The sequence below is a fragment of the Variovorax guangxiensis genome (genome assembly GCF_003952165.1).
In the GTDB taxonomy this organism is placed as follows: Bacteria; Pseudomonadota; Gammaproteobacteria; order Burkholderiales; family Burkholderiaceae_C; genus Variovorax; species Variovorax guangxiensis.
In genome coordinates, this window is record NZ_RXFT01000003.1 from 104,167 (window position 1) to 122,244 (window position 18,078).

The following is an 18,078-nucleotide window of genomic DNA, read 5'->3' on the forward strand; positions in this document are numbered from 1 at the left end:
TTCTTCGACCCATGTCTTTTCCGTTCGTCCGCCGTTCCTCCTTCGCCGGGGCGATGACCGTGCCTTTCGTCCTGCTGCTGGCCGCCTGCGCCTCGCAGCCCAAGCCGCCCGCGGAGGCCGATGCGCTGCCGCCGCCGCCGGTCGTGCCGCGCGTGATGCCGGTGGAGGCCGAACCCAAGGCGCCGGCCACGCAACCCGCCGCCTCGCTCTTCACGACGATGCTGCAGGGTCCGGTGTCCTCGATGCTGTCGTACGCCGACAAGGTTCGCCCCCTCAACGGCGCCGACCTGAGCGCCGAGATCGCCCGCGTGGGCGACCCCGGCGACTCGCCCACCGCGCAGATGCAGGTGGCGCTGCTGCTCTCGCAGACCCGCGTGCCGGCCGACCTGGCGCGCGCGCTGGGCCTGCTGCAGCGGGTGATCTCCAACCCCGCGCCCGAAGCGCAGGCGCTGCAGCCGCTGGCGCGCGCACTCGCTGCCCGCTATGTCGAGCAGCGCCGCGTGGAGGACGACCGCGACAAGCAGGTGCAGCAGCTGCGCGACAGCCAGCGCCGCATCGACCAGCTCAACGACCGCATCGAAGCCCTGCGCGCCATCGAGCGCAGCTTCGCGCGGCCCAACAGCAACCCGGCGTCGGCCGTGCCCGCCGCGCCGCCCAACGCAGGCAAACCCAATCAATGAGTACCACCGGCGCCCGCCTCCTCGTGGTCGATGACGACCCGGACATGCTGCGGCTGCTCTCGATGCGGCTGAGCTCGGCGGGCTACCAGGTCACGGCCGTCACTTCGGCCGAGACTGCGCTCACGCAGCTCGAGATCGAGCACCCGCAGCTGGTGCTGAGCGACGTGCGCCTGCCCGGGCGCGACGGCCTGCAGCTCTTCGACGAGATCCGCAAGCGCCATCCCTCGCTGCCGGTGATTCTGCTGACCGCGCACGGCACCATTCCCGACGCCGTGGAAGCCACCGCGCGCGGTGTCTTCACCTACCTGACCAAGCCCTACGACGGGCGGGAACTGCTCGAGAAGATCGCGCAGGCCCTGGCGCTCGGCGCCCCCGCCGCCACGCCGAGCAAGGCCGGCGACGACAGCTGGCGCTCCGAGATCGTGAGCCGCAGCAACCGCATGGCCGAACTGCTGGCCGAGGCGCGCATGGTCGCCAAGTCCGACGCCTCGGTGCTGCTGCGCGGCGACTCCGGCGCCGGCAAGGAAATGCTGGCACGCGCCATCCACAAGGCCAGCGCGCGCGCCGACAAGCCTTTCGTGGCGGTCAACTGCGGTGCCATTCCCGAGGCGCTGCTCGAATCGGAGCTCTTCGGCCACATGAAGGGCGCCTTCACCGACGCCCACGCCAATCACAAGGGCCTGTTCCAGCAGGCCGACGGCGGCACGCTGCTGCTGGACGAAATCGGGGACATGCCGCCCGCGCTGCAGGTCAAGCTGCTGCGCGTGCTGCAGGAGCGCGCGGTGCGGCCGCTGGGCGCGAGCCAGTCGATCCAGGTCGACGTGCGCATCGTCTCGGCCACCCACCGCGACCTCGACGCCGCGATGGAGGCCGGCCAGTTCCGCGAGGACCTCTATTACCGCCTGAACGTGGTCACGCTGACGCTGCCGCCGCTGTCGGCGCGCCGCGAAGACATTCCGCTGCTGGCCAATCACTTCCTGCAGCGCCTGTCGACCAAGTACGGCAAGCGGCTCTCGGGCTTCGCCCCCGAGGCGCTGAAGGCGCTGACCATGGCCGCCTGGCCGGGCAACGTGCGACAGCTCTACAACGTGGTGGAGCAGGTGTGCGCGCTGTCGAGCTCGCCGCTGATCCCGCTGGCGCTGGTGCAGCGGGCGCTGCGCGTGCCGACGGTGGAGGTGCAGACCTACGCCGAGGCCAAGCAGCGTTTCGAGCGCGATTACCTCGTCGGCCTGCTCAAGCTGACGGACGGCAATGTGGCCGACGCAGCCCGCCTGGCAGACCGGAATCGCACCGAGTTCTACCGGCTTCTGCAGAAGCACGAACTCACCCCGGGCCACTTCAAGGCCGACGCTGTCGCTGGCGGTGGAGACGCTGTCGCCGAGTAGCGACGCCGCTAAGTTGTTGATTTTCTTGACCTAAGCCCGCCAGTCACCCAGGCTTGTCGGGATTCGGCGACAAAAACAGGGGTTTGGAGGCCCTCCGGCGGCCTTTCTCCACGAAAAATGCTCTCGAACACGCCCAAGTCGTTGATCTGAAAGCGTTTTTCCAGCCTGGCACAGGGTTTGCCCCTGTACCGGCATGACAGCACTTACCAGCCCATCTTTCGCACTGCGCCAGCAGCGCGACGGCCTGCGTCAAAAGCAGTTTTCCCCCTCGCGGCCCCGTGCCGCGGGCCATTCGCTGGCCGCGCTCGCAAGCGCCGGCGGCGCTGAACCGGATTGCGTGATCAAGCGCTTTCCTGCCATTGGCGACACCCCTTCCCTCGACAAGCAACGTTGGTAAATCACATGAAGCCGAACGACTTCTCCCAACTGAATGTGCTGGCCGATACCGATTTCTCGCGCCGGAGCCCGGTTCGCGAAGAACGCCATCCCAACTCGGTCACCGCCCCCCCGGTCAACCGCGGCTCCATGACGCCCCGCCCCTGGCGCGGTTTCTGGAACAGCCTCGGCACTGCCGCGCTGGTCAAGCTCGGCGCGGGCCGTGACGCCGAAGCCGGCGCTCACCCCGCCAACGAAGCGAAGCAGCCCTGGCAGCGTGCCGCAGCCCGCCGCCGCTTCGCCTTCATGATGCTCACGCTTCTGAGCACCGTGATCGCGTCGTCGCTCTTCGCCAGCGTGCAGCCCGACTACGACAACCTCTGGCTCGAATACGGCCAGATCGGCCTGTACGGCCTGCTGTCGGGCTGGGTCGTCACCGGCTTCGTGACCGCGCTCATGGGCTTCTACGTTTCCGTGCGCGGTGACAAATACTCCCTCTCGGCGAAGCAGGTGGCCCACCACCCGATGAACCCCGAGGCACGCACCGCGATCATCATGCCGATCTGCAACGAGGACGTGGCCACCGTGTTCGCCGGCCTGCGCGCCACCTGCGAATCGGTCGCGGCCACCGGCCACGCCAGGCAGTTCGACGTGTTCGTGCTGTCCGACAGCTACAACCCCGAGACCGCCGCCGCCGAGCGCGCCGCCTGGGAAGACCTGCGCGCCGCGCTGGCCGAGAGCCCGAACCAGCCGCAGGTCGAGGTCTACTACCGCCTGCGCACCCGCCGCACGCACCGCAAGGCCGGCAACGTGGCCGACTTCTGCCGCCGCTGGGGCAAGGACTACCGCTACATGGTCGTGCTCGACGCCGACTCGGTGATGAGCGGCGACTGCCTGACCTCGATGGTCAAGCTGATGGAAGCCAACCCCACCGCCGGCATCATCCAGACCGCGACGCAGGCCATCGGCCATGTCACGCTCCACGCACGCGCACAGCAGTTCGCCTCGCGCGTCACCGGCCGCCTGTTCACGCTGGGCATGCAGTCCTGGCAGCTGGGCGAGTCGCACTACTGGGGCCACAACGCGATCATCCGCGTCGAGCCCTTCATGAAGCACTGCGCGCTGGCCCCGATCAAGGGCACCGGCGGCATGTCGGGCGGCATCATGTCGCACGACTTCGTCGAAGCCGCCCTGATGCGCCGCGCCGGCTACCACGTGTGGCTGGTGTCCGACCTGGTCGGCAGCTACGAACAGCAACCGCCGGACCTGCTGGCCGAACTCCAGCGCGACCGCCGCTGGTGCCAGGGCAACCTGCAGAACGCCCGCCTGATGGCCGAACCCGGCATCCACTCCGTGCACCGCGCGATGTTCGTGACCGGCACCATGGCTTACGTCTCGGCCCCGCTGTGGCTCGCGTTCCTGACGCTGGGCACGGCCCTGTGGCTGAGCGGCTCGAGCCTGGTGTCCAGCTGGAGCGTGCTGCCCGCCGAACTGGCCGGCCTGTGGGTCTGGACCCTGTGCCTGCTGTTCCTGCCGCGCGTGCTGGGCATCGCCGCCGTGCTGATGCGCGGCGAGCAGCGCCAGTACGGTGGCCTCTGGGGCCTGGTGAAGAGCTCGGTGATGGAAGCCGGCCTGGCGATCGTGCAGGCACCGGTGCGCATGCTGGCTCATTCGCTCTTCGTGCTGGTCGCCCTCACCGGCATCAAGCTCGACTGGAAGTCGCCCCCGCGTGAAGCCGCCGCCGTGCCGTGGAAGGTCGCTGCCTCGCAGCTGGCGCCCATGACGCTGGTGATCGCGATGCTGGCCGCAGGCGTCGCCATGATCGACCCGAGCGCGCTGGTCTGGCTCATGCCCGTCGGCCTGCCGCTGCTGCTGGCGATCCCGCTGACCGTGCTGACCAGCCAGATCGCGCTGGGCACCACGCTGCGCGACCGCGGCTACCTGCTGATCCCCGAGGAATCGCGCTCGCCGGCCGTGCTGCGCCGCGCATGGATGCACGCGCTGCGCCTGGCGCGTCCGGCAGCTCTCGCGACGGCCTGATGCTCTGAAGCTCCAACCTCCGAAAGAAGCCGGCCACTGCGCCGGCTTTTTTCATGGCGCGCATATCGCTAGAATCGCCGACTCTTTTTTCATCCACCCACGGATCCCCCTCGATCCACAGGAGCGCCAAGTGCCCCGTCTCGCCGTCATCACCCTCTGACGCCGACAACGCCGCTTCATTGCCGGTCATGTCGGGCGCCAAGCTGCGCTTTCCGCTGACCGCAATCCGCTTCTTCCAGCTTTCCAGCTTCGCTCCCGCACGTTGTCGGTTCTTCCTGGTTCCAACCGGAGAACAAACGTGTTTCCCCTCTCTTCTTCTCTTTCATCGATCCCTCTGCTCAAGTACCCGCGTACTGCGCACCTGGAAGGATCCCGGCTGCAGGCCGGCGACAGCGACGACGGCCAGGCGCCGCTGTCGGAACTGCAAGGCATGCATGTGGTCATCGAGGAAAAGCTCGATGGCGCCAATGCCGCCGTGTCGTTCACTTCCGCAGGCGAACTGCTTCTGCAATCGCGCGGCCACTACCTCGCGGGCGGCGCCGGCGAGCGGCAGTTCAACCTCTTCAAGCACTGGGCCGCCGCGCATGAGGCGGCGCTGCTGGAGCGGCTCGAAGACCGCTATGTGATGTACGGCGAATGGTGCTTCGCCAAGCACAGCTGCTGGTACGACCGGCTGCCGGCCTTCTTCCTGGAGTTCGACATCTATGACCGGCAGTCGCAGTGCTTCCTCTCGACGCCGGCGCGGCATGCGCTGCTCGAAGGCAGCCCGGTGCTGCCGGTGCCCGTGCTCTACGAAGGCGAGATGCCGCGCCAAGCGAAAGCATTGCAGGCGCTCGTGCGGCCCTCGCTGGCCCGCAGCGCAAGCTGGAGGTCCGCTTTCGAAGCTGCGGTGGCGCAGGAAGGCCAGCCGCTCGATCTGGTTCGGCAGCAGACCGACCTGTCCGACCTCGCCGAGGGCCTGTACCTCAAGACCGAGTCCAACGGCCAGGTGACGGGCCGCTACAAGTGGGTGCGCCCGGACTTCGTCCAGACCATCCTCGACTCGGGCTCGCACCACAGCCGACGGCCGGTGCTGCCCAACCAGCTCGCGCCGGGCGTGGACCTCTACGCGCCGACGCCGCAGCTGACCTGGCAGGACCTGGGCCTGCGCACATTGCGCGATCCGGCCGAACTGACGACCACGGGGAGAAAGCGATGAACTTCGACGACCTGCGCGCCCTGGTGCCCGAGCCCGGCAAGGACACCGACTGGGCGCAATGCTGCGATCTGCTGCCGGCCCTGCTGCGCCTCGAAGAGACGCCGCAGGACCCGTACTACCACGCCGAAGGCAACGTCGGCATCCACACGCGCATGGTGCTCGACGCCCTGATGCAGGACGAGCACTACCGCCGCTCCGACGCCGACCGCCGCTTCGTGCTGTTCATGGCCTGCCTGCTGCACGACATCGCCAAGCCCGACACCACGGTGATCGACGAAGCCAGCGGCCGCATCGGCCAGCCGGGCCACTCGCGCCGGGGCGCGGTCGACGTGCGCGTGCTGATGTGGAAGGCTCGCGTGCCCTTCGCGCTGCGCGAGGCGGTGTGCCGGATCATCGCGGTGCACCAGGTGCCATTCCACGCCTTCGCCTCGCGCAAGGGCGTGCGGCCGGAGTGGCTGGTTCACAAGCTCTCGTGGGAGCTGAGCCTGCCCGACCTGTGCTGCGTGGCGCGCTGCGACATGCTCGGGCGCCACTACGAGAAGCGCGCGGACAGCATGGCCGACATCGCGCTCTTCGAGCAGCTGGCGCAGGAGGAAGGCTGCTGGGAGGGCCCTCGAAAGATGGCCGACGCCCACACGCGCCTGGCCTACTTCCGCGGCGCCGACACCAGCCCCGACTACCCGCTGTTCCAGAACGCCGGATCGCAGGTGACGGTGATGTGCGGCCTGCCCGCCAGCGGCAAGAACCACTGGGTGGCGCAGCACCGCAAGGGCTGGCCGGTGGTGTCCTTCGACGATGCCCGCGCCGAACTCGGCCTGAAGCACGGCGAGAACGACGGCCTCGCCGCGCACCACGCGGTCGACCAGGCGAAGGCGCTGCTGCGCAGGCAGGAATGCTTCGTCTGGAACGCCACGCACCTGAGCCAGCAGATGCGCACCAAGACGCTCGACCTGCTGTGGGCCTACCACGCGCACATCGAGCTGGTGTACCTGGAAGCGCCGCACGCGGAGCTGATGCGCCGCAACCGCGAGCGCGACACCACGCTGTCGAACGCGGGCATCGAGCGCATGCTGCACCGCTGGGAGCTGCCGGCGCCGGTGGAGGCGCACGAGACGGTCTACGAAGTGCAGGCCTGAAGCAAGCGCGGACCTGAAAAGCAGAAGGCCCGCCGGTTCACCCCGGCGGGCCTTCTTATATATATGTGTGCGTGCGGCGTCCGCTCAGAACGGCAGCTTCGGCCCGCCGGGGCCACCCATTCCGCCCAGGCCCTTCATGCCGCCCATGCGCTTCATCATCTTCATGAGGCCGCCGCCCTTCATCTTCTTCATCATTCCCTGCATCTGCTCGAACTCGTTGAGCAGGCGGTTCACTTCCTGGACCTGCACGCCGGCACCGGCCGCGATGCGGCGCTTGCGCGTGGCCTTCAGCAGCTCGGGCTTGCGCCGCTCCAGCGGAGTCATGCTGTTGATGATGCCTTCCTTGCGGCGGATGTCGCGCTCGGCGCGGCTCAGGTCGGCCTCGCTGGCCTTGGCGGCCATCTGCGTGGGCAGCTTGTCCATCAGGCTGGAGAGGCCGCCCATCTGCTTCATCTGCTGCAGCTGGCCGAGGAAGTCGTTGAGGTCGAAGCCCGCGCCGCTCTTGACCTTGGCGGCGAGCTTCTGCGCCGCCGCCACGTCGACGCCGGCCGTGACCTGCTCGACCAGCGCCACGATGTCGCCCATGCCCAGGATGCGGCCGGCGTGGCGTTCGGCGTCGAACACCTCCAGGCCGTCGATCTTCTCGCTCACGCCCGCGAACTTGATCGGCACGCCCGTGACCTGCCGCACCGACAGCGCCGCGCCGCCACGCGAATCGCCGTCGGTCTTGGTCAGGATGATGCCGGTGAGCGGCAGCGCTTCCTTGAAGGCTTTGGCGGTATTGACTGCGTCCTGGCCCTGCATGGCGTCGACCACGAACAGGGTTTCGACCGGGTCGAGCGCGGCGTGCAGCTGCTTGATTTCGGCCATCAGCACTTCGTCGATGGCCAGGCGGCCGGCCGTGTCGACCAGCAGCACGTCGAAATAGTGGCGCCTGGCGTGGTCGAGCGCGGCGCGCGCGATGTCCAGCGGCTTCTGGTCGGGCGTGCTGGGGAACCACTCGGCGCCGGCCTGCTTCGTGACGGTCTTGAGCTGCTCGATGGCGGCGGGGCGATACACGTCGCCCGACACGGTGAGCACCTTCTTCTTGCGCTTCTCGATCAGGTGCTTGGCCAGCTTGGCGGTGGTGGTGGTCTTGCCGGCGCCCTGCAGGCCGGCCATCAGGATCACCGCCGGCGGCTGGGCCGCGAGGTTGATGTCGGAAACGCCCTCGCCCATGGTGGCGGCAAGTTCGCGGTTGACGATGCCCACCAGCGCCTGGCCCGGCTTGAGCGAGCCCAGCACTTCCTGGCCGAGAGCCTTCTCCTTCACGCGGGCGACGAAATCGCGCACGACGGGCAGGGCCACGTCGGCTTCCAGCAGCGCCATGCGCACCTCGCGCAGCATGTCCTGCACGTTGCTTTCGGTGATGCGGGCCTGGCCGCTCATCGTCTTGACGAGGCGGGAGAACTTTTCTGTGAGGGCGGTGGCCATGAGGGGGATGCCTTGCTGCCCGCTATGGCGCGGGCCGGATGAGAAGCCTGGGAGACGGGAAAGAACTTGAAGCCGGGCGCCGGGAACGCAATAGCGAGACGCTAAACTCCGGCCGATGATTTTAGCGATCCCCTCCCCGCTCGGCGTGGCTCTGGGCATCGCCACCGCGGTTGCCTACGGTTTTGTCGCCGCCGCCGGCGCCAGATTCAGCCGCCAATCGACCCAATGGACGCTCGGGATCGCATGGCTGCTGCACGCCGCCGCTCTCGCCCATGGTCTCGTCGGCAGCGAACCGCGCTTCGGTTTCGCGCCCGCGCTGTCGGTCACGGCCTGGCTGGTGCTCACTGTCTACGCGGTCGAAAGCCGCATGTATCCGCAACTGAAGGTGCGTCGCGCGCTCGCCTGGCTGGGCGCGGCCGCGGTGCTGCTGGCCATCCTGTTTCCCGGCACGCCGCTGCACGTGACGGCCTCGCCATGGCTGCCGCTGCACCTGGCGCTGGGCATCGCCTCGTACGGCCTTTTCGGCGCCGCCGTGGTGCACGCCTGGCTCATCACCCGCGCAGAGAAGCAGATCCGCCTGGCCGCGGCCGTGGAGCCGCAAGGCGGCGTGCCGCTGCTCACGCTCGAGCGGCTCACCTTCCGCTTCGTCACCGCCGGCTTCGTGCTGCTGTCGGCCACGCTGCTGGCGGGCCTGCTGTTCAGCGAGCAGCTGTACGGCGCCGCCGGCCGTGCCTGGAAATGGGACCACAAGACCATCTTCTCGGTGCTCGCCTGGATCAGCTTCGCGATCCTGCTGATCGGCCGCGCCCGCTTCGGCTGGCGCGGGCGCACCGCGCGCCGCGTGCTCTATGCCGGCTCGGCGCTGCTGCTGCTGGCCTACGTCGGCTCGCGCTTCGTGCTCGAAGTGGTTCTCGCGCGCCCCCCCGTCTGAAATGAAATACCTCCTCGTCCTCGCGGTGCTCTGGGTCGCGATCTGGCTCTGGCGCAAGAACCGGCGCGAAGAAATGCACGACGCCATGCGCGAGCGTGCGGCCAAGGCACGGCAACAGCAGCGCACGGCCCCCAGCCAGCCGCAGGCCATGGTGCGCTGCGCCCATTGCGGCCTGCACCTGCCGGCGACCGACGCCATCGCCGGCCCCGGCGGCGCGGTCTACTGCAGCACCGCGCACCGCGAAGCCGCCACGCAGCAATGAGCACGCCCCTGTGGTCGCGCGGCGAGCCGGTCACCGACTGGGACGTGCTCGACCAGGGCCCGGCCGAGAGCTCGGCGCTGGGCCGCCTCTGGCGCGGCTTCATGGGCGCGCGCTGCTTCGTCGCGCTGGTGCTGGTGCTGCTGCAGGGCGTGGCGTTCGCGATCGGCCAGACCATGCAGACGGCGGCCATCGCCGTCTCGGCGCTGTACCTGGCCGCGACATGGCTGGGCATGCGCTACTCGCGCTTCCAGCCGCCGATCCGGGGCTTCGCCGCGTCGTGGCTGATGACCATCGGCATCGACCTGGCGGCCTTCGCCGCCTTGCAGGTGCTGCAGGGCGGCAACGTCAACTACACGCCGCTGTTCGCGCTGCCGGTGCTCATGAGCGCGGTGCTGGGCACCATGATCGTGAGCCTGGGCACCACTGCCACCGTCACGCTGCTGCTGCTGGCCGACGCGGGCTGGCACTGGCTGCAGCAGCCCGTCGACTCGTCTTCGCGCTTCGTGCAGGCGGCGCTCACCGGCACCGGCTTCTTCGTGGTGGCGCTGCTCGCGCACGAGATGGCCCGCCGGCTGGCGCGCGAGGAAGCGGTGGCGCAGCGCAACCGCAGCAGCGCGCAGATGCAGGCGCAGGTCAACGACCTGGTGATCGAGACGCTGAGCGAAGGCGTGCTGGTGATCGACGCCGAAGGCCTGGTGCATGCGGCCAACCCCGCGGCCGACGCCATCCTCGGCCAGGGCCTGGCCAGGCTGACGCTGCCCTTCCCGCTGCATGCGCAGCCGGCCTGGCACGCACTGGCCGCGCTGGCCCGCCAGACCTTCGCGCGCCGGGCGCCGCAGACGGAGGAAATTCCGGTGGCGCAGGCGCGCGGCGCGGCGCGCGAGGTGCGCGTGCGCACTCGCCTCACGCCCGCCAGCGAGAAGCGCGCGGACAGCCTGTGCGTGATGTTCCTGCAGGACCTGCGCGAGCTCGAGGCGCGCATCCGCACCGAGAAGCTGGCGGCCATGGGCCGCATGTCGGCCGCCGTGGCGCACGAGATCCGCAACCCGCTGGCCGCCATCACACAGGCCAGCGCGCTGCTCAACGAAGACCTGACCGACCCCGCGCACCGCAAGCTGACGAGCATGGTGCAGCACAACGCGCAGCGCCTGGCGCGCATCGTGGACGACGTGCTCGACGTTTCCCGCGCGCGCCAGCAGCGCGTGCTCTCGCTGGGCGAGCAGCTGGTGCTCGACCCCGCGGTGCAGGTGCTGGCCGAGGAATGGGTGCGCCAGACGCAGCGCAAGGGCGTGCTCATGTCGTTCGACGCGCCCGCCAGCGAGGTGCGCTTCGACGCCGAACACCTGCGCCGGCTGATCGTGAACCTGCTGGACAACGCCTCGCGCTACGCCGGCACGCGCGAGGGCTCGATCCAGGTGCTGACCGCGCTGCAACGCAGCGGCACCAGCCGCCCGAGCCTGATGGTGTGGAGCGACGGCGCACCGCTCGAACCGGCGGTGCAGCGGCACCTGTTCGAGCCGTTCTTCTCCTCGGAGAGCCGCTCCAGCGGCCTGGGCCTTTTCCTGTGCCGCGAGCTGTGCCGGCGGCACGGCGCCACCATCGGCTACGAGCGCCGCGCGCTGGTGCCGGGCGGGCCCGAGGGCAATGAATTCTTCGTCAGCTTCGCCCCCAGCGAAAACCGGCTGACACAATAGCGCCCGTGAGCAACTCCCCCTCTTCTTCCACCCAGCGGCCGGCGCAGATCCTGGTCATCGACGACGAGCCCGATCTGCGCACGCTGTACGAGCTGACGCTGCTGCGCGAGGGCTATCGCGTCGAGGCAGCGGGCAGCGTGTCGGAAGCCTGGCAGCACCTGGAGGCCGCGCGCTTCGACGCGGTGATCACCGACATGCGGCTGCCCGACGGGCAGGGCATGGAGATCATCCACCGCATCCAGAAGAATCAGCGCAGCGAGCGCTGCGTGGTGATGACCGCCTACGGCTCCGCCGAGAACGCGGTGGAGGCGCTGAAGGCCGGCGCCTTCGACTACCTCACGAAGCCGGTCGACCTCAAGCAGTTCCGCGCGGTGGTGGCTTCCGCCGTGCAGGCGCGGACGACGCCGCAGCCGCTGGCCAAGCCTGTGCAGGCGACGCCCGCTGGAAGCAACAGGGCCGAAGCAGAGGCGGCGCCTACGTCCGGCATCGGCATCGCCGCGCTCGACCGGCTGGTGGGCGAATCGGAGCCGATGCGGCTGGTCAAGTCGCGCATCGCCAAGGTGGCGCGGGGCATGGCGCCGGTGCTGGTGCGCGGCGAATCGGGTACCGGCAAGGAACTGGTCGCGCGCGCGGTGCATGCCTGCAGCCAGCGCAGCGAAGGCCCCTTCGTCGCGGTGAACTGCGGCGCGATTCCCGAGAACCTGCTCGAGGCCGAGTTCTTCGGGGCGAAGAAGGGCTCGTACACCGGATCCTCGCAGGATCGCGACGGCTACTTCCAGGCCGCGCGCGGCGGCACGCTGTTCCTCGACGAAATCGGCGACCTGCCGCTGGCGATGCAGTCGAAGCTGCTGCGCGCGATCCAGGAGCGCAGCGTGCGCTCGATCGGCTCGACGCAGGAAGAAGCCGTCGACGTGCGCATCGTCAGCGCCACCCACAAGGACCTGCACTCCGAAGTGCAGGCAGGCCGCTTCCGGCAAGACCTCTTCTACCGCCTCAACGTGATCGAGATCGCGGTGCCCGCATTGCGCGACCGCCGCGAGGACCTGCCCGCGCTGTGCAACGCGCTGCTTTCGCGCATCGCACAAGACGGCGGGCTGCCGGTGCCGCACCTGTCTGACGAACTGCTGCGCCGCCTCGCGCAGCATCCGCTGAACGGCAACGTGCGCGAGCTCGAGAACCTGCTGCACCGCGCGGTGGCGCTGAACGATGGCGACGAGCTGCATCTGGATCTGATGGGCGGCTTCACGGCCGCGGCCGAAGCTGCCGCGTCCTCCGCGCCAGCCCCGCTGTCGCCCGTCGGTGCCGATGCGCTTGCCGTGCCGGCACCGGCGCCGAGTGCGCCCGTGGTGGCACCGCCCAGGGCCGCGCCGCCGCCGCTGCCCTCCGACCTGCAGGCCTACCTCGACCAGCAGGAGCGCGAGATTCTCGTGCGCGCGCTGCACGAGAGCGGCTTCAACCGCACTGCCGCCGCCGCCCGGCTGGGCATGAGCCTGCGCCAGATCCGCTACCGCATCGCGCGGCTGGGCATCACCACGCCCAACGGCGACGATGGTGCGAACAGCAGCCATGCCGACGACTGAAGAAGCCCCCCCGGCGTCTGGCGACGCACTCTGGCGGGCCGGCTGGTACCGCTTCGCGAAAGCCCTGCCCTCTCCCAACTTCGGGCCCCGGCCGCGGGGCGCGCAGATCGACCTCATCGTGCTGCACTCGATCAGCCTGCCGCCCGGCGAGTACGGCGGCGACGAGGTGCAGAGGCTTTTCACCAACCGGCTCGACTGGGACGCGCACCCCTACTTCCAGGCCATACGCGGGCTGGAGGTTTCGTCGCATTTCTACGTGCGGCGCAACGGCGAACTCTGGCAGTTCGTGAGCTGCGACGACCGCGCCTGGCATGCGGGCGTGTCGTCCTGGCGCGGCCGCGAAAACTGCAACGACTACTCCATCGGCATCGAGCTGGAGGGCCTGGAAGGCCAGCCCTTCGAGGAGCCTCAATACGAGACGCTCGCGAGCCTGTGCGCCGCCATCGCGCAGCATTTTCCGGTCGGGCACATCGCCGGCCACGAGCACGTCGCGCCGGGGCGCAAGCAGGACCCGGGCGCCGGCTTCGACTGGCGCCTGCTGCGCGAACAGCTCGGCTGGAATCCACAGATGTTTCCCGAGCAGGTGATCCGGCTCTAATTTTTTCAATCGCGCGGCGGCTTGCGATGCGACGCTCATGCGCCGCAGCAAAGAGAATCTTTCAAACGCGCGATGCAGCAACCATGCGCCCTGCAGGCCCAAATCGGCCTGCAAGCCACGGCCCATGCGGGTTGCAGGACCATAGGCCAGTATTCATGGGGCATCTTTGCAGGTGTTCTATTGCGGAAGTAATACCGGCAATCCTTGTATCCATAGGAAAACGCTACATCTAGTGGGTTGTACGCCCCGTGCACCCTAGATATAGTGTCCCCCGTCCGGTACCGTACACCGGTGCGGCGCCGGGCCAGGTGCCGCCATCCAACAAGAATTGCCAACTGAGAGGAAGCGAATGCAAACAGCCCTGAACCCCCAATCGACCCCGCGTGCCATCCCCTCCACGCCGTCGCAGCAGCAGCGAGACACTGCTGGCTCCCCCGCCGGCCAGAACCTGGCCCACTACCAGATCATCCGCCGCAACGGCGCCGTCGTTCCCTTCGAGCCGAACAAGATCGCCATCGCGATGATGAAGGCCTTCCTGGCCGTGCACGGCACGCAGGGCGCGGCATCGGCCAGCGTGCGCGAGACGGTCGACACGCTCACGCAGGGCGTGATCCGCGCGCTGGTGCGTTCGCGTCCGGGCGGCGGCACCTTCCACATCGAGGACGTGCAGGACCAGGTCGAGCTCGGCCTGATGCGCGGCGGCCACCATGAGATCGCCCGCGCCTACGTGCTGTACCGCGAGCGCCGCACGCAGGAGCGCTCGAAGCAGGGCGAGCAGGAAGTGCCGGCCGCTCCCGCGCTGCACGTGCTGGACAAGGGCGAGTTGGTCGCGCTCGACCTGAACGAACTCAAGAGCCTGATCGAGTCGGCCTGCGAAGGCCTGGGCGACAGCATCACGGCCGCTCCCATCGTCGCCGAGACGATGCGCAACCTGTACGACGGCGTGCCGCTCGACGAGGTCTACAAGGCCTCGATCCTGGCGGCCCGTACGCTGATCGAAAAAGACCCCGACTACACCTTCGCCACCGCACGCCTGCTGCTGCACACGATCTTCAAGGAGATCATCGGCCGCGAAGTGCTGCCCGCCGAGCGCGCCACCGCCTACGCCGACTACTTCCCGCAGTTCATCAAGAAGGGCGTGGACAACGACCTGCTCGACGAGAAGCTGCTGCAGTACGACCTGCCCCGCCTGGGCGCGGCCCTGAAACCCGAGCGCGACAACCAGTTCGACTACCTCGGCCTGCAGACCCTGTACGACCGCTACTTCCTGCACGTGCGCAAGACCCGCATCGAGCTGCCGCAGGCCTTCTTCATGCGCGTGGCCATGGGCCTGTCGCTCAACGAGATCGACCGCGAAGCGCGCGCCATCGAGTTCTACGAGGTGCTGTCGTCGTTCGACTTCATGTCGAGCACGCCCACGCTGTTCAACGCCGGCACGCTGCGCTCGCAGCTGTCGAGCTGCTACCTGACCACGGTGCCCGACGACCTGGACGGCATCTACGAGTCGATCAAGGAAAACGCGCTGCTGTCGAAGTTCGCCGGCGGCCTGGGCAACGACTGGACCCGCGTTCGCGCGCTCGGCAGCCACATCAAGGGCACGAACGGCGAATCGCAGGGCGTGGTGCCCTTCCTGAAGGTGGTGAACGACACGGCCGTGGCCGTGAACCAGGGCGGCAAGCGCAAGGGCGCCGTCTGCACCTACCTCGAAACCTGGCACCTCGACATCGAGGAGTTCCTGGAGCTGCGCAAGAACACCGGCGACGACCGCCGCCGCACGCACGACATGAACACCGCCAACTGGATCCCCGACCTGTTCATGCGCCGCGTGATGGAAAAGGGCACCTGGACGCTGTTCTCGCCCTCCAACGTGCCCGACCTGCACGACCTGTTCGGCGCCGAGTTCGAGAAGGCCTACGTCGCCTACGAAGAGAAGGCTGCCCGCGGCGAGATCAAGCCGAGCCGCACCATCCAGGCGACCGACCTGTGGCGCAAGATGCTCACGATGCTGTTCGAGACCGGCCACCCCTGGATCACGTTCAAGGATGCCTGCAACGTGCGCTCGCCGCAGCAGCACGCCGGCGTCGTGCACTCGTCGAACCTGTGCACCGAGATCACGCTGAACACCAGCGACACCGAAACCGCCGTGTGCAACCTGGGTTCGGTGAACCTGCTGCAGCACCTGAAGGACGGCAAGGTCGACCAGGAGAAGCTGAAGAAGACCGTGTCGACCGCGATGCGCATGCTCGACAACGTGATCGACATCAACTACTACGCCGTGAAGAAGGCGCGCGACTCGAACCTGCGCCACCGTCCGGTCGGCCTGGGCCTGATGGGCTTCCAGGACGCGCTGTACGAACTGCGCATTCCCTACGCCTCGCAGGAAGCCGTGCAGTTCGCCGACGAGTCGATGGAAGCCATCTGCTACCACGCCTACTGGGCCTCGACCGAGCTGGCCAAGGAGCGCGGCAAGTACTCGAGCTACAAGGGTTCGCTGTGGGACAAGGGCGTGCTGCCGATCGACTCGCTCGACCTGCTCGAGAAGCAGCGCGGCGGCTACGTCGAGGTCGACCGCTCGGCCACCCTCGACTGGGACGCGCTGCGCTCGAAGATCAAGGCCGACGGCATGCGCAACTCGAACTGCGTGGCGATTGCTCCGACCGCGACCATTTCGAACATCATCGGCGTGGACGCCTCGATCGAGCCCTGCTTCGGCAACCTCTCGGTCAAGTCGAACCTGTCGGGCGAATTCACCGTGATCAACCACTACCTGGTGCGCGACCTCAAGCGCCTGGGCCTGTGGGACGACGTGATGGTGATGGACCTGAAGCACTTCGACGGTTCGCTGCGTCCCATCGACCGCGTGCCGCAGGACGTGAAGGCGCTCTACGCCACCGCGTTCGAGATCGAGACCACGTGGCTGGTGGAAGCCGCCGCGCGTCGCCAGAAGTGGATCGACCAGGCGCAGTCGCTGAACATCTACATGGCCGGCGCATCGGGCAAGAAGCTCGACGACACCTACAAGCTCGCATGGCTGCGCGGCCTGAAGACGACCTACTACCTGCGCACGCAGAGCGCGACGCACGCAGAGAAGTCGACGGTGCAGTCGGGCCGCCTCAACGCGGTGTCGTCGGGCAACGGCGAAGCGACTTCTTCCTCCGGCATGAGCGCGCTCGAAGCCGCTGCTGCTGCGGCAAAGGCGCAGATGAGCGCGATTCCCGCCACCGACATCGCGTTCTGCGGCGTGGACGATCCGACCTGCGAAGCGTGCCAATAAACGCTTCGGTGCTCGCGACAACAACTCAGTGAGGTGCTCGCGAAATCGCGCGACGTTCAATCAATCAAGGCATTGACTGACATCGCGCGATGCATGCGAGCAACATAACAACCACATAAATGGCGTGCGATGTGAACGAGCACTTTGCAACTCACATCGTTACTCCGATAATTTGAGCATTGGATTTTTCTATGTTGACCTGGGACGAAGAAGTCAAGCCCTCCTTACCAAAGGATATGCAACAAGGTTTGCAGCACCACAACGCATCGACCGGCGGATTGCCCGCAGGCCGTTCGGTGGACGCTCCGGCTTCGTCTTCCGTCGCGCAACCCGCCCTCCGCACCTTCAGCACGCTCGATGACGGCGCGCAGGTGCGCCCGGTTGCCACCGCCGCTCCTGCAGCAGCAACGCCCGCAGTCGCCGCCCAATCCACCCAGCGCGTCAAGGCTTCGGACAAACGCATCATCAACGGCCAGACCGACGTCAACCAGCTGGTGCCGTTCAAGTACAAGTGGGCGTGGGAGAAGTACCTCGCCACCTGCGCCAACCACTGGATGCCGCAGGAAGTGAACATGACGCGCGACATCGCGCTCTGGAAAGATCCGAACGGCCTGAGCGAAGACGAGCGCCGTATCGTCAAGCGCAACCTCGGCTTCTTCGTGACCGCCGACTCGCTGGCCGCCAACAACATCGTGCTGGGCACCTACCGCCACATCACGGCGCCCGAATGCCGCCAGTTCCTGCTGCGCCAGGCTTTCGAGGAAGCGATCCACACGCACGCGTACCAGTACATCGTCGAGTCGCTCGGCCTGGACGAGAGCGAGATCTTCAACGCCTACAACGAGGTGCCGTCGATCCGCGAGAAGGACCAGTTCCTGATCCCGTTCATCGACGCCATCAGCGACCCCAACTTCCACACCGGCACGCCCGAGGCCGACCAGAAGCTGCTCAAGTCGCTCATCGTGTTCGCCTGCCTGATGGAAGGCCTCTTCTTCTACGTCGGCTTCACGCAGATTCTCGCGCTGGGCCGCCAGAACAAGATGACCGGCGCCGCCGAGCAGTACCAGTACATCCTGCGCGACGAGTCGATGCACTGCAATTTCGGCATCGACCTGATCAACCAGCTCAAGCTCGAGAACCCCGGCCTCTGGACGGCGGAGTTCAAGGCGGAGATCAAGGCGCTCTTCCTGCGCGCTGTCGAGCTCGAATACAGATACGCCGAAGACACCATGCCCCGTGGCGTGCTCGGCATGAACGCCTCCATGTTCAAGGGCTACCTGCGCTACATCGCCAACCGGCGTGCACAGCAGATCGGCCTCGAAACGCTCTTCCCGAACGAAGAAAATCCGTTCCCGTGGATGAGCGAAATGATTGACCTGAAGAAAGAGCGCAATTTCTTCGAAACCCGCGTGATCGAATACCAGTCGGGTGGTGCGCTCTCCTGGGATTGAA

The 18,078-nt window shown here is 67.8% G+C and carries 14 protein-coding genes; 13 read left to right on the forward strand and 1 reads right to left on the reverse strand.

Annotated elements, in window-relative coordinates; translation table 11 throughout:
* Window positions 1–11: 11 nt before the first annotated feature.
* The 6 genes from EJP67_RS08935 to EJP67_RS08960 all read left to right on the forward strand — a co-directional run bounded on the left by EJP67_RS08935 (window position 12) and on the right by EJP67_RS08960 (window position 6,814).
* The gene (locus EJP67_RS08935; RefSeq protein WP_126021368.1) at window positions 12–680 is read left to right on the forward strand and encodes a hypothetical protein; all 669 of its coding nucleotides are present in this window, start codon (window positions 12–14) and stop codon (window positions 678–680) included.
* On the forward strand, window positions 677–2,065 hold the full coding sequence (locus tag EJP67_RS08940; protein WP_126021369.1) for a sigma 54-interacting transcriptional regulator: 1,389 nt from the start codon (window positions 677–679) through the stop codon (window positions 2,063–2,065). The genes EJP67_RS08935 and EJP67_RS08940 overlap by 4 nt, the downstream gene beginning before the upstream one ends.
* 193 nt (window positions 2,066–2,258) lie before the next feature.
* Complete coding sequence (locus tag EJP67_RS08945) at window positions 2,259–2,462, forward strand: hypothetical protein (RefSeq protein WP_093056182.1); 204 nt, start codon at window positions 2,259–2,261, stop codon at window positions 2,460–2,462.
* 5 nt (window positions 2,463–2,467) lie between these two features.
* On the forward strand, window positions 2,468–4,480 hold the full coding sequence (gene mdoH, locus EJP67_RS08950; protein ID WP_126021370.1) for a glucans biosynthesis glucosyltransferase MdoH: 2,013 nt from the start codon (window positions 2,468–2,470) through the stop codon (window positions 4,478–4,480).
* A 298-nt stretch (window positions 4,481–4,778) separates the two neighbouring features.
* Window positions 4,779–5,678, forward strand: coding sequence for an RNA ligase family protein (locus tag EJP67_RS08955; protein ID WP_126021371.1), 900 nt, complete (start codon window positions 4,779–4,781; stop codon window positions 5,676–5,678).
* The gene (locus tag EJP67_RS08960; RefSeq protein WP_126021372.1) at window positions 5,675–6,814 is read left to right on the forward strand and encodes an AAA family ATPase; all 1,140 of its coding nucleotides are present in this window, start codon (window positions 5,675–5,677) and stop codon (window positions 6,812–6,814) included. The genes EJP67_RS08955 and EJP67_RS08960 overlap by 4 nt, the downstream gene beginning before the upstream one ends.
* 84 nt (window positions 6,815–6,898) lie before the next feature.
* On the opposite strand, the gene ffh is transcribed toward EJP67_RS08960, so the two are convergent.
* Window positions 6,899–8,287 (reverse strand): signal recognition particle protein, encoded by a 1,389-nt coding sequence (ffh, locus tag EJP67_RS08965; RefSeq protein ID WP_126021373.1) that lies wholly within the window; start codon window positions 8,285–8,287, stop codon window positions 6,899–6,901.
* Between the two features lie 115 nt (window positions 8,288–8,402).
* On the opposite strand from ffh, the gene EJP67_RS08970 reads away from it, so the two are divergent.
* The 7 genes from EJP67_RS08970 to EJP67_RS09000 all read left to right on the forward strand — a co-directional run bounded on the left by EJP67_RS08970 (window position 8,403) and on the right by EJP67_RS09000 (window position 18,077).
* Window positions 8,403–9,218, forward strand: a complete 816-nt coding sequence (locus EJP67_RS08970; RefSeq protein WP_126021374.1) for a cytochrome C assembly family protein — start codon at window positions 8,403–8,405, stop codon at window positions 9,216–9,218.
* A gap of 1 nt (window position 9,219) precedes the next feature.
* Complete coding sequence (locus tag EJP67_RS08975; protein ID WP_126021375.1) at window positions 9,220–9,480, forward strand: PP0621 family protein; 261 nt, start codon at window positions 9,220–9,222, stop codon at window positions 9,478–9,480.
* Window positions 9,477–11,174: a two-component system sensor histidine kinase NtrB gene (locus tag EJP67_RS08980; protein ID WP_126021376.1), complete on the forward strand. Its 1,698-nt coding sequence runs from the start codon at window positions 9,477–9,479 to the stop codon at window positions 11,172–11,174. Before EJP67_RS08975 ends, EJP67_RS08980 begins: the two co-directional genes overlap by 4 nt.
* 5 nt (window positions 11,175–11,179) lie before the next feature.
* Complete coding sequence (locus EJP67_RS08985; protein ID WP_126021377.1) at window positions 11,180–12,754, forward strand: sigma-54-dependent transcriptional regulator; 1,575 nt, start codon at window positions 11,180–11,182, stop codon at window positions 12,752–12,754.
* Entirely contained in the window at window positions 12,741–13,352 is a 612-nt protein-coding gene (gene ampD / locus EJP67_RS08990) for a 1,6-anhydro-N-acetylmuramyl-L-alanine amidase AmpD (protein WP_126021378.1), read from the forward strand. The genes EJP67_RS08985 and ampD overlap by 14 nt, the downstream gene beginning before the upstream one ends.
* A 349-nt stretch (window positions 13,353–13,701) precedes the next feature.
* Window positions 13,702–16,626 carry a ribonucleoside-diphosphate reductase subunit alpha gene (locus EJP67_RS08995; protein WP_126021379.1) on the forward strand — a complete coding sequence of 975 codons (2,925 nt, stop codon included), beginning with the start codon at window positions 13,702–13,704 and terminating at the stop codon, window positions 16,624–16,626.
* A 191-nt stretch (window positions 16,627–16,817) separates the two neighbouring features.
* A complete protein-coding gene (locus EJP67_RS09000) occupies window positions 16,818–18,077 on the forward strand; it encodes a ribonucleotide-diphosphate reductase subunit beta (RefSeq protein WP_126021380.1) in 1,260 nt (419 codons plus the stop codon).
* Window position 18,078 lies beyond the last annotated feature (1 nt).